General features: G+C 48.7%; 12 protein-coding genes, 1 tRNA gene and 1 pseudogene. 2 read left to right on the top strand and 12 right to left on the bottom strand.

The annotated features are described in order from the left end of the window. Positions 1-14: 14 nt before the first annotated feature. Positions 15-653 carry an MliC family protein gene (locus tag CKQ84_RS08790; RefSeq protein WP_105250955.1) on the bottom strand — a complete coding sequence of 213 codons (639 nt, stop codon included), beginning with the start codon at positions 651-653 and terminating at the stop codon, positions 15-17. 451 nt (positions 654-1104) lie between these two features. On the opposite strand from CKQ84_RS08790, the gene CKQ84_RS08785 reads away from it, so the two are divergent. Further along, the gene (locus CKQ84_RS08785) at positions 1105-2433 is read left to right on the top strand and encodes a M48 family metallopeptidase (RefSeq protein ID WP_105250954.1); all 1329 of its coding nucleotides are present in this window, start codon (positions 1105-1107) and stop codon (positions 2431-2433) included. Between the two features lie 45 nt (positions 2434-2478). On the opposite strand, the gene CKQ84_RS08780 is transcribed toward CKQ84_RS08785, so the two are convergent. The 5 genes from CKQ84_RS08780 to fdhD all read right to left on the bottom strand — a co-directional run bounded on the left by CKQ84_RS08780 (position 2479) and on the right by fdhD (position 6166). Beyond that, entirely contained in the window at positions 2479-2703 is a 225-nt protein-coding gene (locus tag CKQ84_RS08780; protein ID WP_105250953.1) for a sulfurtransferase TusA family protein, read from the bottom strand. 20 nt (positions 2704-2723) lie between these two features. Further along, the gene (locus CKQ84_RS08775) at positions 2724-3761 is read right to left on the bottom strand and encodes a YeeE/YedE family protein (protein ID WP_105250952.1); all 1038 of its coding nucleotides are present in this window, start codon (positions 3759-3761) and stop codon (positions 2724-2726) included. A 10-nt stretch (positions 3762-3771) separates the two neighbouring features. Next, positions 3772-4005 (bottom strand): sulfurtransferase-like selenium metabolism protein YedF, encoded by a 234-nt coding sequence (gene yedF / locus CKQ84_RS08770; protein WP_105250951.1) that lies wholly within the window; start codon positions 4003-4005, stop codon positions 3772-3774. Next, the gene (gene yedE / locus CKQ84_RS08765; protein WP_105250950.1) at positions 4005-5219 is read right to left on the bottom strand and encodes a selenium metabolism membrane protein YedE/FdhT; all 1215 of its coding nucleotides are present in this window, start codon (positions 5217-5219) and stop codon (positions 4005-4007) included. Before yedE ends, yedF begins: the two co-directional genes overlap by 1 nt. 110 nt (positions 5220-5329) lie before the next feature. Continuing rightward, entirely contained in the window at positions 5330-6166 is an 837-nt protein-coding gene (gene fdhD / locus CKQ84_RS08760; RefSeq protein WP_105250949.1) for a formate dehydrogenase accessory sulfurtransferase FdhD, read from the bottom strand. 141 nt (positions 6167-6307) lie between these two features. Between fdhD and CKQ84_RS23760 the strand changes: the two genes are divergently transcribed. After that, positions 6308-6402, top strand: a tRNA-Sec gene (locus CKQ84_RS23760). A 96-nt stretch (positions 6403-6498) separates the two neighbouring features. Here the strand turns inward: CKQ84_RS23760 and selB are convergent. The 6 genes and pseudogenes from selB to fdnG form a co-directional block, all read right to left on the bottom strand. After that, positions 6499-8310: pseudogene (selB, locus tag CKQ84_RS24190) on the bottom strand (selenocysteine-specific translation elongation factor); the annotation flags it as partial. A 5-nt stretch (positions 8311-8315) separates the two neighbouring features. Then, the gene (selA, locus tag CKQ84_RS08750) at positions 8316-9737 is read right to left on the bottom strand and encodes an L-seryl-tRNA(Sec) selenium transferase (RefSeq protein WP_105253038.1); all 1422 of its coding nucleotides are present in this window, start codon (positions 9735-9737) and stop codon (positions 8316-8318) included. Positions 9738-9833: 96 nt separating this feature from the next. Beyond that, positions 9834-10739: a formate dehydrogenase accessory protein FdhE gene (fdhE, locus tag CKQ84_RS08745; protein WP_105250948.1), complete on the bottom strand. Its 906-nt coding sequence runs from the start codon at positions 10737-10739 to the stop codon at positions 9834-9836. Next, complete coding sequence (locus CKQ84_RS08740) at positions 10739-11380, bottom strand: formate dehydrogenase subunit gamma (RefSeq protein WP_105250947.1); 642 nt, start codon at positions 11378-11380, stop codon at positions 10739-10741. The genes fdhE and CKQ84_RS08740 overlap by 1 nt, the downstream gene beginning before the upstream one ends. Further along, on the bottom strand, positions 11377-12288 hold the full coding sequence (gene fdxH / locus CKQ84_RS08735; protein WP_105250946.1) for a formate dehydrogenase subunit beta: 912 nt from the start codon (positions 12286-12288) through the stop codon (positions 11377-11379). Before fdxH ends, CKQ84_RS08740 begins: the two co-directional genes overlap by 4 nt. A gap of 2 nt (positions 12289-12290) precedes the next feature. After that, the gene (gene fdnG, locus CKQ84_RS08730) at positions 12291-15305 is read right to left on the bottom strand and encodes a formate dehydrogenase-N subunit alpha (protein ID WP_158683032.1); all 3015 of its coding nucleotides are present in this window, start codon (positions 15303-15305) and stop codon (positions 12291-12293) included. Positions 15306-15895: the final 590 nt, after the last annotated feature.

Raw genomic sequence — 15895 nt, 5'->3', positions numbered from 1 at the left:
ACCTTAAATCAATCCTATTTAGTCACCAGTTTACAGGTCATTTCTGGTGCTTCGTAGCCCCAAACCACTTTAGCTTCGCCTTGATGTTCCCATAGGCTTTCATTGCGGCCTTGATACTTAGCGCCGCTGCCGCTGGGTTGCACAAACATTAATGAAGTACTATCACCATGTTCAGCAATCAGGGTGGCAGGTTCGGTTTTAAAATAAGTCACCACTACTTCGTTAGCTGGATTGCCGTCACAGGCATAAAACACTGGGCCGGTCATGTCGACTAAACGATATTGTGCCTGCAGTTCGGCAATGCGGGTTTGATAGCTAGATTCAATACACGCGTGCTTATCGTCGCTCTTCCAGCATTCATTACGGCCTTTCACCCAACCACGTTGCATCGCCTTTAAAGTAGGAGGTTGTTCATTCTTCGCTTTTTCAAGCGCTTGGCTATAAACCTTAGCTAACTGATTATCAAGTTGGTTCAGCCCTGCATCCTTACAGACCATGTCTTCAATACTGCCAGCATTCACTTTCGTGCAGTCAAAAGAAGGTGCATTAGCCGCCATTACTCCCGCACTTAACGCGCTAACCATCACGCCTGCGGCACAGTGCCATTTGAAACCCAATCGATTACTTATCATCTTATTTGTTAACTTAGCCATCTCAATTCCTTTGTATTTCTGTGGTTTGTTTCAACGCTTGCCATAGCTAACCCTATATAGGCTTAACCGAGCCTGACTCAAAGCACTATGCCTTGAAGAACCATGCCTTAAAGTGCACTCATAGTAATGTAATTTACTTTTATCTCGGTTCTAACTTAAGACTTAACCCTCAGCCAATATGCTGCGAAAACACCTAATTCTAGTGCGCTGCGAGGAAAATGCCCAGAGACTAAGAGCCACTTACCAACCTGTGTCCGCCTGCATAATCGGACTCTTTAACGCTAAAAAGCCACAAAATCTTGACGAAATCGACCTACTACAATTTGTGCATAGCTGATTAAACTAATGACAAAACGGTTAATTTTTTGCTTTGCACGCGATAGTGGTTGAATTTTCGAGTAAAATTGACTACTTTCACGCCGTTTGTCTCTTCACAAGGAAAAGGATCAACATGGAACAAGTTATTACCGCAGGGAACGAGAATCCCATTCAAATGACAGATATTGTCTATTCGAAGGAAAAATCGCTGTTCACTCTGTTAGCTATTATTTCTGGGATCGTCTGGGCGGCATTGATCATAGGCACTTTTGGCATGGCGCTGCTCTATGTGTTGATGTTTTTTATTATTTATCTCTTTAGCCACTCCGCCTTTATCAGCTACTTAAAAGGCACGGCTGTCGAAATCAATGCAGAGCAGTTTCCTGAATTACATAAACAATATTTAGCGTGTTGCGAACGTTTAGAAATACGCGAGCCACCACGCGCTTACTTATTGGCAGCCGATGGCATGTTAAACGCACTGGCGACACGCTTCCTCGGTCGCAACTATATAGTGCTGTTTTCATCGATTGTGGATGCGCTTGAGTCAGATAAAGATGCGCTCAACTTCTATATCGGCCACGAGTTAGGCCATATTCGCCGCAATCATATAGGTAAAGCGCCCTTCTTAGTCTTCGCCACTTGGTTACCTTTAGTAGGTGCGGCTTATTCTCGCGCCTGTGAATATACCTGCGATCTCCACGGATTACGTTGCTGCAACAGCTTACGTTCAGCCACAAATGCCGTTGCTGTGTTAGCCGCAGGTGTCGAGCAATGGAAACGTATGAATGTGGATCAATATATCCGCCAAGCCAGTGAGTCGAGTGGTTTTTGGATGTCGCTGCACGAGCTTAATGGCAGCTATCCTTGGTTGACTAAGCGCATGGCAAGAGTCCAAGCCAAAGCACAAGGAGTGGAATATGCACCGCCATCACGCAGTGCATGGGCCTATGTACTCAGCTTCTTTATGCCACGTTTAGGCACAGCAGGCGGTGGATTGATAATCTTCGCTGCGATTATTGGTATTGCTGCAGCAGTCGCGTTGCCAGCGTATAAGGACTATCAAGAGAAAATGGGGGCCGCCACGAGTTATGAGGCACCAACCACGACCGAAGCCACACCAGCAGCATTGAATGTACCCGATGCGGCACTGGCCATTGCCAGTATCGACCAGCAACATCAAGCACTGGCACCGATCACTGACATCTTAGTAGGTTACTATCAAACCAACAAAGCTTGGCCAACCGAATTGGATGTGCTTGGACTCACGGACGAGCAGATTGCGACATTTAATCTGTACACAGATGGCATAGTCGGTTTTATAGGAAGCGAAGCACTCGGGGATTATCAAGGCTATGAAGTCTATCTATCGCCTCAAGTTGATGAGCAAAATAATATCACTTGGGTTTGCAGCAGCAACGGTATTCCGGATGAATATCTGCCAGTAGATTGCCAAGGCTAAGATCAAAAAGCGCTGCAAATGCAGCGCTTTTTAGTTGAGGACGAGTTAGCCCTTTTGAATCGTCATAGTCCAAGCAGCATCGCCCTTCTGGGCAAAGTGGGTCACCTCATGCCCGGCTTCAGCCGCCCAGCGGGGAATATTCTCAGTTGCTTGGCCACAATCGTAATCCAGTACCACTTTATCGCCAGACTCAAGACTCGCAATTAAGCGTTGTAACTCAATTAAAGGAAAAGGGCATAGCTTACCCGTTGTGTCGAGATACTGTTCCATATACAGCTCCTTTATAAACGTTAAATCTGCGCAAGACGCATTGGCCTCAGTAGCGCAAAATAGTTAAAGCACCAACTGCCAAATAAAATAGCAGGGATAAATAGCCAGCCTTGCCACGACAAGTAAGCCGTGCCAACGAGCGCATTACCAAGCATGCAACCTCCGGCAAGCCCGCTCCCCACGCCCATCAACAGGCCACCAACAAACCCAAATAACACTACTTTATGACCTGGGTAGCGCCAGCGCTGCTCAGCACTGCCCCGGGCAGCGATAAAGGCGCCTAAAAATAATCCCAAGAGAAAATATCCAGGCCAACTAAAGAACTTAGTGTTACCTGTGGTGACAAGATCCCATAACTGCGCACTCGGGCCACTTATCCCAACACTGCCTACACGGCCACTTTCAAGACTTGCAGGCCATGCAAGTAGCGCCAGTAAACCAATCAGCAAAGCACTTACAAAGGGATGCCAGCGCGCTTCAAACAACCAATGAGCTAAACCCGTTTTACGGGGTGCCATCAGTGCAACCGGACGTTTGCGGCGTTTGAGATAACCCAATGCCAACCACAATGTGAGTAATACGAGGACAAGCACGATCACCCAAGGGGAAACGCCCAGAGTTTGATAGAGCGTTTGGTCCTCAAGTTGATGCTGTTTAAAAGGTTTAAGTAGACCTTTCAACTCATCGAGACGCACTAATTTACTGGCAGCAATAAAACCGAGAACGGCCATCACACTGGCAGCCAACCCTTCGGCAGCGCGGTAATAGGCGCCAGTGGAGCAGCTTCCCGCTGCTGCCATACCCACACCAAACAATACACCACCGACTAAGGTTGCCAACCAAGGGAAATGCCCTTCTGGCAATTTAACCCAACCCCATTCGTAAAACAGGAACAGCCCTAGACTTTGGATGCTGATGGCAATCAAAATAGCGATCACCATGGTAAAGTCCCGTTGCAGATAGGTATCGCGGATCCCGCCCGCCATACAAAATCTCCCCCTTTGCATCACAAACCCCATGGCTAAGCCAATACCTAAGCCACTGAGAATAGTCAACATAGTCCTATCCTCAACGCTGGATCAGATAACGAATAGTCGGACCATTCTGCTCAATTTCCAGCACTTTATAACCATGATTTTTAGCGTCAAGGGGAATGTTGTTAATAGACTGCGGGCAGTCACTAATCACCTCGAGAATTTCACCGTGCTTTAACTTTGGCATAGCCTCAAGGGTAGCCACTGCGGGATAAGGGCAAGGTTCACCCACCATATCGAGTTGATAATCTGGAATATATTGAGCCATTACGCCGCCTCCGCTAGCAATTGTTCATCACGCTTCGCCTTACGGGCAAAGAAACGTTTTTCCCACAGCAACATAGCGCCAAAGGAGAGCCCCAGCAGCACATAGGTCAGCAATAATCCGCCTTTATCGCCAAAGCTGGTCAGTAAATTAACTTTGTCCCAGTTCGTTGCTAATGGCTGAGCGATATCATCCCAGTAATACGCCAGTAAGGTTGAACCCAACACGTTACCTAAGCCCACCCACCAGAAATGCACTTGGCCTTCGACTGCACGATACATCCAACCCGTTTCACAACCACCAGCCAGTACAATACCAAAACCAAACAGTAAGCCGCCGATCACCGCATTAGGGCCAGCCCACATGATCTTAGGCGGCACACCCAGTTGCACATAGCTGTAAATACCTATCGCACTGACCGCCATGCCTAAGATAATCGCCTTCGCCATGTGAGTACGACCAGTGATCCACATATCGCGAAACGCTGAGGTAAAGCAGATTTGGGCCCGTTCGATTAATAAACCAAAACCAACACCACAGAGCATAGCAATGCCGAGTTTTGGCGCATTGAACATAGTCAATAACCCCCAACCGATGATGCCTACAAACACCAGCATACCGATACGGAAACGACGTCTAGCTTGGTTTTCGTCCTGCTTGATTGAAGTCGCTTTATCGACTTTTTTCAGTTTTATCGGAATACGGAACATCGGCAGTAAGGTAAATCTTGCACCAAAGTAAGAGCCTGCCGCAGTCGCCAAAGCAAAGAACCAAGCATGTAAAGAGAACTGCGGAATACCCGTGAAGAAGGCGGCAAGGTTACAACCCATAGCTAAACGGGCACCAAAGCCAGCAATAATGCCGCCGATCAGTGCCTGAGCAATACGGATACGGCTCTGTGGCATACGCAGTTTGACGTTATTGGCCCAAAGCGCAGCAGCAATACAACCACCAAACATACCGATAATCATCATGCCGTCGATACGTTCTAGAGGAGAGCCCTGCAGACCTATCACTTTGAAATAACCCCAAGTTTCTGGTTCTGCACCTAAAAACTGCAGTAAATGACCACCCCAACGAGTGAATTCCCCAGTAACAGCCCAGAAGGTTCCGGTCAAACCAAAATAGTAAGTAGAAAGGATACCCGCAGCGATAACCGCTGGCATAGGCGCCCAAAAACGGACTAAATATTCTTGTTTAAATTGTTGCCATGTCATGTCATTACCCTAATGAACGAGACTATAAAAAATAAGCGCAATGCGCTTATAACCTGTGTGCCAGAGTGATTGAAGTCGTTCGACAACTTCAATCACAAGTGGCCTCACGCTTAAATGGCTTTAGCTAAGCTGACACACTGCTGCCCCAACAGGCGATAACCGTGGGTGTAAAGCGTTGCCCTGCCATTACGGCAAAAACCGATAAGCGTGATATTGCTTTTCTCTGCTAATTCCAACGCCAGTGAAGTCACGGCGGACATAGCAAACAGAATTTGGATATTGGCACTAGCGGCCTTTTGCACCATCTCAAAACTCGCGCGACTGGTGAGCAATACGGCCACTGGACGTTCCACATTATGAGCGGAAAAGGCGCCAATTAGCTTGTCTAGTGCGATATGCCTGCCTATATCCTCATAGGCGGCGATGATCTGTCCTTGATGGTTAAGCCCCATGGCCGCATGAGTGGCGCCCGTCAGCTTAAAATGTTGTTGATTATCTTGAAGTTGCCCAAGTGCGACCTGTAAGTGTTCGATATCAAATCTGGCATCTGAGTCCACCCGCATCACAGGCTTGACGGCCTCTTCGAGCTGGGCGACGCCGCACAATCCACAACCTGTGCGCCCCGCCATATTGCGCCTTTGTTGCTTGAGTTCCATAAAGCATCGTTGGTTGATTTCCACTTGGATCAACACGCCTTCACTGGTGAACTCGAGCTCAACCCCTTTGATATCATTGATATGGGAAACGATACGTTCAGATAACGTAAAACCAATAGCGAAGGCTTCTAAATCTTGAGGGCTCGCCAACATCACGGTATGCGCTATGCCGTTATAGACCAGTGCAACCCGCACTTCATTAGCTAAGTAGTCAGTCAGCTCAGATGCGTGCCCATGTTCTAACAAGATCACGTTTCTTTCTGTCACCACTTCATGTGAATGATATTCCATAGCGCCCCTTTAAAACTATAAAACCAAATAAAAACAATTAGTTTGATGACAATTTAAGACTTGTATCACAAACCCATAAACTAAATAAGAATCGCCTTGAATCATCCTTACGCATTTTCTACTATCCCTAGGTCTTCTATTGGAAGAACGTCGTCTCCGGTGAGGCGTCCGGATTTCAAATCCGGGTAGGGCTGCCAGCAGTCCTGGGTAGGTTCGACTCCTATGTTCTTCCGCCAATTCTCATGGGAAAAAAACAACTCCGCATCCCGAACTTCTCGACTATTACTGCGATACTTCCTACGGGTAAAACCACTTCTGTCAAAGAACTCAAGCAGTTGAATACTCACCTTACGCCCAAGCCCAACCATGTCTTTAAATTCTGCCGTTTCGAGCTTGCCGTGTTCTGCAATATGAGTACGTACTAAGCTGGCGTAGTAACAGATTTGCTCGCTGAGCAAATATCTGTCCTTCACCACAGCAGTAATAAACCCCTGCTGCACCAGCTGGAAACACAGCAGCCTTAATTTGGCAGGTTCAAGCTCAAGGTATTCGCCCATTTCGGTGACCCACACGGGGGCGGTTTGCTCGGCAAGCCAAGGCGCAAGTGCCTGCCAACAATGCTGCGCCTCAGCATCTAGCACTATTTTGTGCTCGGCCAATTGCAACAGGGCGCCACGCAATACCATGCGTCCCTCTTGGCAAAGCGTGTCGAGCACTTTATTGGCTAATTCGGGCGGCAAAGCGCTATGGCTCATTCGCTGCAAGCGATTACGCCCAAGCCCAAGTTGGTCAGGATGCTGTTGATGGAACTCGTTAAGTAAAGTAATAAACTGTTGTTTTTCTTGCTCAAGTAAACTTGTCGCTATAGCAAATGCCCCAAAACGAACTAAACCCGCTTGGGCTAACAGCATTGCCAGCCCTTCGTCGGTTAATTGCCAACGCCACGCGATTTCATCAAGCTCTAGCGCCTGAGTTTGGCCGAGTAAAGCCACCACATGGGCAGGATTATCCAAGCGTGCTAATTGCAGTAATCTCGCGACTCGTTCAGGTGTACGTTTCTTACGATTAGGGACTTTCAGCGCCAACACTCGCCCCGCACCTAAAGTCTGTTTACCTCCAATGTGTCGCAGGACAATTCGATCGTCCTGACATAGGAGTAGTGGCTTTTCGAGTACTAACTCCGCCAGACAGAAGCCTTCTTCATCAGCTTCATTTAACAGGGAAACTCGACCTAAAGTATGATCGGCACCATGGTGACAGTGGACATTTTGCCAATGCACTAATGGCTCACAGCCTAAAAAATCGAAGGCTCGAATGTGCACAACGGGGCGGCTACAGAGCTCTGCTTGAGGCAAACTGCTCAGCCAATCGCCACGCTCTGGCTCCCTATGGTTATCGACACCCGTTAAATTGAGTGCTACGCGTGTACCCGTGACAGCCCTTTGGGCTTCTTGTCCCTGACAATGTATGCCTCGCACTCTGAGTTTGGCCTTTTGCCCTGAGCTAAAAAGACTATCCCCCACACATACGCTGCCGCTGATCACTGTGCCCGTCACGACACAACCCGCACCTTTCACACTAAAGGCGCGATCGAGCGTCATCCTAAAGCTGCTGGCATCCTCCGCTCGCTTTGACTCTTGCTCACCTAAATCAAGAATATGCGCCTTCAGCGCCGCCACGCCATTGGATGCTAAGTCGGCGGTTCCATTCGCCGACACTTCAAAAACACCACTGGCCTCAATGCCATACTCGGCCAGCAAAGTGAGTCCATCGGCGACAAGCTGTGCCGCCTTGTCACTATCAACTAAATCCCGCTTAGTTAGCACTAAGGTCAAACTGTGCAAAGGTAAGAGCGCAAGAATTTGCAGATGCTCACGGGTTTGCGGCATTACGCCATCGTCACAGGCCATCACTAACAGGGCATGCCGAGCATGACTCACGCCCACCAGCATGTTGTTGATAAATTTTTCGTGGCCGGGCACATCAATAAAAGCAAGGCGCGAACCATCTCGAAGTGACATAAACGCATAGCCAAGATCGATCGTCATACCGCGGCGTTTTTCCTCCGGCAGACGATCGGTATTCATCCCAGTCAAAGCACGAATAAGCGTGCTCTTGCCATGATCGACATGACCCGCAGTCACAATGATCACAACTGCACACCTAAAGTGCTCAACTCGGCGAGGAGTTCGGCTTCACTATCAAGACCGCGCAGGTCTAACCTGAGTTGGTCCTGACTCATGCGGCCTATGATAGGCCGTGCCGCCTGCTTAAATTGTTGTTCTAACAAACTTAAACTGCCGCCATTCTGTGCGGTAAAACACAGCGCCACTGAGGGTAAAAAAGTATCTGGCTGCGAGCCACTGCCGACCTGTGTTTGGCACTCGACTAACTCAATGCGATAACAAGGTTCAAAGTGTGGAACCAAAGCTTGCTGTAAGCGACGACCAATCTGCCATAACGTCTCTTGGCTACGGGCAAATTTCGCCATAATAGGCAGCTCAATGTCTAAGGTTTCAGGGTTAAGATAGTGGATCAATGTCGCTTCTAACGCCGCCAAAATCAGCTTATCGCAACGCAGGGCACGCTTTAGTGGATGACTCTGTAACTTCTTAATCAGCGACTGTTTGCCAACGATCAAACCAGACTGAGGGCCACCCAATAGTTTGTCGCCGGAAAAACTGACTAAATCGACACCATCGGCTAGCATGGCTTGGGGCGTAGGTTCTTGTTTTAGGCCAAAGCGGCGCAGATCCGTCAGTGAACCGCTGCCAAGATCTGAAATGAGTGATATGCCACGCTCACGGCATAACTGACCCAGCCTTGCCTCCTCCACTGCGGCAGTAAAACCACTAATATGATAATTACTGGTGTGGACCTTCATTATCGCAGCGGTATTTTCAGTAATGGCCTGCTCATAATCCTTAAGGTGAGTCCGATTGGTGCTGCCGACCTCGACTAAGGTGCAGCCCGCTTGGCGCATAATGTCAGGGATGCGAAACGCGCCGCCAATTTCCACCAACTCACCACGGGAGACGATGACTTCTTTCCCAGCAGCCACCGCTGACAGCATCAACAACACAGCTGCGGCATTGTTATTCACGACACAACAAGCCTCGGCATCTGTTAAGCGCTGGATTAAAGCACTGATCGCATTATCCCTGTGACCACGTTCACCTGCCGCAAGCTCAAACTCCAGCGGTGTGGGGTAGCGCATAACAGAAGTCACGGCTCGAATTGCCGCTTCTGACTGTTGCGCTCGGCCAAGGTTGGTATGCAATATGGTGCCAGTGAGATTCCACACGGGTTTTAAGCTGTGGCTGTAATCATTAGACAGTTGATCAACCAAACATCTGTGCAATTGCGCAAGCTCGCCACACCATGTCGGCAAACGGTGCTCGCGGCCGATTAAGCTGCGCGCCGCCTTTAACTGGGTATCCAGTGCGGCCTTTACCGCCGCTTTGCCGTAGGACTGCTGCAATACCACAAAACTAGGCTCTGCAAGTAGGCTATCCATTGAAGGCAAAGCTCGGTACAGAACTTGTAGTGTTTCAGGTGCTTGGGTCATCATCTGTGTCATTTTGTTTATATTATTGCCATTGGTTTATAAAAAGCAGGAAGGGATCAGCAACCCGACTCCCTCCCGCATTTGTTTAAGCTATGTGGCTTACGTGGTTTCGTGGGCCAGTAGCAGTGGGTTCAGTGTTGTTGCCCCAAAGCCCTTAGCATTTAGCTCACTGTCTAACATCAAGGTCGCGAGATCGTCTGCCGCCACATCCATAGACGGCGAGTTTTCGACGAACATCATCTTGGTATAGCCATGACATTCATCGCAGCTTTCGATCCGCACTTGAGCCTTGGCATCATCTAGCGACCAAATCGTCATCTCTTTGTCCTGACCGCAACTGGTGCAATGGGCACGAATGTAATGCCATTCGCTCTCGCACAGACTGCAATGCAAGTAGCGCAAACCAGCTCGGGGCTGATCGACAATCACACTCGCCACTGGATGACATCCACACACGGGACACATACTCTGCTGCGCCACCTTGCACGGATCCATCCGCTTGATGACCATAGGTGCCCAATGCGACCAATAAACGCCCATCGCCGCCCAGATGAATAAGCTAAAACGGGCAGGCACTTCACTGACATGCCCTTGGCGTAGTGAACGCCCCCAAGAACTCAGTTGCTCGGGCGATTGCTGCATCAGCAAACGCACTACCCGAGCTATGGATTCATCCACCTGCGGCAACAAATCACTTAACAGTTGCTGTAGCAGTCCTTGCCAATAGCTATCTGCCTCTGAGCCCAACAGAGAAAGCGGAGTCGCCTCATCTTCCCCCCAAGCGAGAAGCTTACCGAAGTCAGCCTCCTGCGCTAACCTGGCCTGTATAGAGACCAAACGGCGACATAGCTCAAAGTAATCAGCCAGCGGCGAGTCCTTGGCCAATGACAGCAAACGCTGCGCCCTTCTGTGATACACAGCTTGGGGATCTGCCGCTTTTAACGGTTTAAGTTCCAGCGGCGATTCGCTGCCTTGGGCCAGAGGTATCTCGGCTGTATGACTCATTAATGTTTCTCCACGTCCGAATGTTCATCCAACATCACAGGGTGATGTTTGCGGCACCAAGCCTTAGAGACTTTGCCGTAAAGCATGCCCTTAACCGACCCTTCCACCCATGTCGCCATCCAAAAATGTACCATCACAAAAATCAACATGATGAGCGCACAAATGGCGTGCAACAGAATGGCCCAACCCACCACAGTGGCTGAGAAATAGGGCGCAAAGTAAGGCTGCCACATGATGATTCCCGTCACCGTTAAAGTGATAGATGTCAGCACGAAGGCGCGAAACAATACCTTTTGCCCAGGGTTGTAATGGCCGATAGGCGGGATTTTCTCCTCGTTCTCGAACATCACATCCTTAATGGCGAGCATCCAAGCGAGGTCGTGCTTTTCCCATTTGTTGTGTTTGTAGTAACGCACCAACATCAACATCAGAGGTAAGCACATCATCAAGCCCGCAATGGGATGAATAAACTTCGCCAATTGCGGTGTGCCCGCTATCGCCCCAAGCCATTGAAACGACGGATAGAAGAAGGAAAAGCCAGTGAGAAATGTCACTAGGCCAACCGCCACAATGAACCAATGACAGATGCGATCGAACAGCTTGTGACGCACTATCATTTCTTGCTTATCATGCTTGCTCATTTGTCGGCCCCCTCTTCCTGCTTAGCCTCTTCCTCTGGCGGTTGATAACCCGGTTGGTCTTCTTCGACTATGTTGCGACCGACGGTGATCTTATGCAGACAAGCGACGGCGGCAGTGGCAAGAATGCCCATAGTGCCTAAAGGTTTGACCCAGTCCTGCCACAGAGTAAGTGACAGTGGGATCTGCGGGTTATCAGGCATGTTGTAGCTTTCGGGCTGATCGATATCGTGCAATATCATCATCATACCCGTGCCACCTACACCCTCAGGGTTATAAAGTCCTGCCTTAGCAAAGCCCTTTTCCTTCAGTTCTTCGACCCGTTTTTGCGAGTAGAACAACATGTCCTCACGGGTGCCAAAACGCAGCGCCCCTGTGGTACAGGACTTAACGCAGGAAGGTTCCAATCCCACCGCCAAACGGTCAGAGCACATAGTGCACTTGTAGGCCTTGTTATCCTTAGGATCGATTTTGGGCACATCGAAAGGACAAGCACTGGCGCAATAACCGCAGCCGATACATTTGTCCGAATCGAAGTCCACCACACCATTAGCGTGCTGGATAATCGCGCCCGAGGTCGAACAGGCCGTTAAACAGGCAGGGTCAGCACAGTGCATACAGGCCGAGTGGGTAAATTGCCAACGCAGCTTGTTGCTTTCCATCACCTCATGGAACTCCATCAGGGTCCAACATTGGCCCGATAGCGACATAGGGTTTTGGTAACTGCCTTGGAAGGTGCCCACCTCTTCCCGTAAATCATTCCACTCAGAACACGCCACTTGGCAGGCTTTACAGCCATTACACTTAGTGGCGTCGAACAGCTTGGCGACCTTTTCTGACGAATTACGCCCCTTTGCCGCAGGCGTCACCACTGAAGTACCGGAGCGGCGGATAATGTCTTGTGATGCCATAATCAGATCCCCTCCGCTTTAGTGATGTTAACCAAAAATGCTTTGAACTCAGGCACCTGTGTATTTGCATCCCCCACTTCCGTGGTGAGTACGTTACAGGAGTAACTCTTACGAGTGAGTGCATTATGGCTGCCGTGACGGGGTAACCCGACGGTATGGACTAACTGACCATTTACCTTTAACGGCTGTAGCCGTTTAGTCACTAAGGCTTTGGTTTCAATGCTGCCGCGTTTAGAGCTGACAGTGACCCAATCCCCATTGGCGATACCTTTTTCTGCCGCTAACATTTCATCGATTTCGACGAAGGTTTCAGGCATAGAAATCGCAGCTAAACGAGCATGCGTAGACCAGAAGTTAAAGTGTTCAGTTACACAGTAAGTAGTTGCCACATAAGGGAAGTCCTTATGGGAACCTAAGGTTTCCTTCACACCCGGTAACATACGTACCGCAGGGTTACTGGTGACCTTGTGTAACGGGTTCAACCCAATAGGCGACTCCATCGGCTCGTAGTGCTCAGGGAACGGACCTTCGGCCAATAATTTAAGGGCGAAGAAACGACCCACACCTTCGGGTTGCATGATGAAGGGGCCAGCGGATTCCTGTGGTGTTAACTTCATATTGAAGTCGCCCACATCGATACCGTGCCACTTACCGTCAACCCACTCGACGATAGTGCGTTTTGGATCCCAAGGTTTGCCGTTGATATCGCAAGAAGCGCGGTTATACAGCACACGACGGTTTGCTGGCCAAGCAAATGCCCAACCCGGAGTAATACCTTTACCCGAAGGATCATGGTTGTCACGGCGAGCCATCAAGTTGCCTTCTTCGGTCCAAGAACCCGCATAAATCCAACAGGCGCTGGCGGTACTACCATCGGCTTTCAGTTCAGCAAAACTACTGAGCTGACGTTGAGTCACGAGATCCTTACCGTTAAGCTCACGAGCGATTTCTTCTGCGTGCGGTGAGTGAGGATTGTGGTAATTCCAGCTCATCGCGTGCACTGGCTCAGGCAACTTACCGCCCTCTTGTTTGTACAGTTCACGCATTGCCATTAAGACGCCAGAGAGAATCTCAGCATCTGGCTTGGCCTCACCCGGCGGGTTAGCACCCTTCCAATGCCACTGTATCCAACGGCCAGAGTTGACGATGGAACCTTCTTCCTCGGCAAAACATGTCGTAGGTAAACGGAACACTTCCGTCATAATTTCAGCGGGATTGACTTCATTGAAGCCATCGGCATTTTGCCAGAAGGTTGCGGTTTCCGTTGCCAAGGCATCTAACACCACCATGTACTTAAGATTACTCAAGGCTTTGAGTACCTTATTACGGTTTGGCATAGAGTTAATGGCGTTAACACCTTGGATAATGTAGCCATTCACTTCGCCGTGGAAAGCCATATCTAAGTGTTTAGTAAAGTCGTACTGCTTGTCCCATTTCGGCAACCAGTCATAACCAAAGTCATTTTCAACCGTAGCGTTATCGCCCCAAAAGCTCTTCATTTGTGAAACAAAGAATTTAGGGTAATTTTGCCAATAGTTGGTTTGACCCGGACGCAGAGCGACAGGGGTATAGTTGTGGAGATAGGTTTTAAGATTAATGTCTTTTTCGTTCGGTAACTTGAGGTAACCGGGCAAGCTTTGACACAATAAACCCATATCGGTCGCGCCTTGCACGTTCGAGTGTCCACGCAGAGCGTTAACACCACCGCCCAACACCCCAATGTTACCCAGCAGCAACTGCACCATGGCCATAGAGCGAATGTTCTGCGCCCCTTTACTGTGGTGAGTCCAACCTAAGGCATACATAAAGGTCGCGGCTCTATCGTGGGTATGAGTGCTACCAATTTGTTGGCAAACGATCTCATAGTCCGCAATCGGCGTACCGGTAATATTGCTTACTGTTTCAAAGTCATAGCGTTCTACATGTTGCTTCATTAAGTTCCACACGCAGCGTGGATGTTCGAAGCTAGGATCGATTTTCGCGTAACCCTGTTCGTCTAACTCGTAGTACCAAGACTCTTTATTGTAGCTATCTGTTTCTTCATCGAAACCGCTGAACAGACCTTCACTAAAAGAGAAGTCTTCGCGCACTATGTAACTGGCATTGGTATAAGCCTTCACATAGTCGTAGTTCACTTGTTTGGTTTCAATAAGATAGCGGATCACCCCGAGCAGGAAGGCGATATCTGTGCCCGAGCGGATCGGCGCATAGTAATCGGCCACAGCGGCGCTACGGGTGAAGCGAGGATCGACCACCAAAAGTTTAGCGTTGTTATGTTGCATAGCTTCTGTAACCCAGCCGAATCCGACAGGGTGAGCCTCTGCAGCATTACCGCCCATAATAATGATCAAATTAGAGTTTTTAATATCGATCCAGTGGTTGGTCATGGCACCACGTCCAAATGTCGGAGCAAGACTTGCTACCGTTGGAGAGTGTCAGTTACGCGCAATAGTATCGATTGCAACTAGGCCCAGTGCCCGTGCAAATTTCTGGGTGATATAGCCACCTTCATTCGGCATCGCCGACGAGGTCATCATCCCAGTGCTAAGCCAACGGTTAACCGTCATCCCAGCAGAATTCTTTTCAATCAAGTTAGCATCACGGTCATTCTTCATCAGACGGGCGATGCGTTGGTAAGCTTCAGTCCAGCTGATACGAGTCCATTCATTACTGCCTGGCGCACGGTACTCAGGATATTTAAGACGATTAGGGCTGTTCACATAATCCACTAGACCAGCACCCTTAGGACACAAGGCCCCGCGGTTGACTGGATGGTCTGCATCCCCTTCGATATGGAAAATACTTTGTTCGGCGTTTTTGCCGTTACTTCCTTTGCTGTACATCAGCAATCCGCAACCCACTGAGCAATAGCAGCAGTTATTGCGGGTTTCTTTCGCGCTAATGAGTTTGAATTCTCGAACGGCCGCATAGGCCTTTTCGGACATCAATCCCAACGCTGAAATTGCTGAGGTGGCAGCTCCGGCAGCACACAGTCTAAAAAACTGGCGTCTGTTCATTGCGTCCTCTCACACTCTTGTCGTTATGAGTCTAGTGGTTGCTGTGGTAAAAATGGCAACCGATTGAGTGAGTCCTACTAAAGACCACACTTAATTTAAGATTATCCCCAAAGAAGAAATAGATAACAAATAATGACATGAGATCAAGATCCCAAATAAACAACCACAGAACTTAACTCCAAAAAATACTACAAATAAAGAATTAAAACCCAATGAATAATAATCAAAGAACAATAAAAGGAATTAAAAACCAAAAAACCACAAAGGACAATTTGTCCAACACTGCAAACCCATATTGTCCCATATCATAGGGTTGTGGTTATTAAAAATGATTACATACATTCAAATATGCATAATGATGGCGGATAAAAACACAAAGGTAACGGTTTCTAGAGGGATAGACAGCCACAAAAATTGACAATGTAAAGATTAGGGTAAAAATTGCAGAGTCTGCGGTGTTAAACACACCAAAATGGCAAAGACAAAGATCGAGGAAAAGCAGGAAAAAACCAAATAAAAAGGCACAAGCAATCTGCCTGCACCTTAAATTTTGCCTTTTAACGCTTATTTTTAGTACATTGAGGTGCAAA

Origin of the sequence: Shewanella sp. WE21 (assembly GCF_002966515.1) — a bacterium.
GTDB classification, from domain to species: Bacteria; Pseudomonadota; Gammaproteobacteria; order Enterobacterales; family Shewanellaceae; genus Shewanella; species Shewanella oncorhynchi.
Note: the sequence above shows the minus strand (reverse complement) of the source record. Positions and strands in the feature narration are given on the sequence as shown.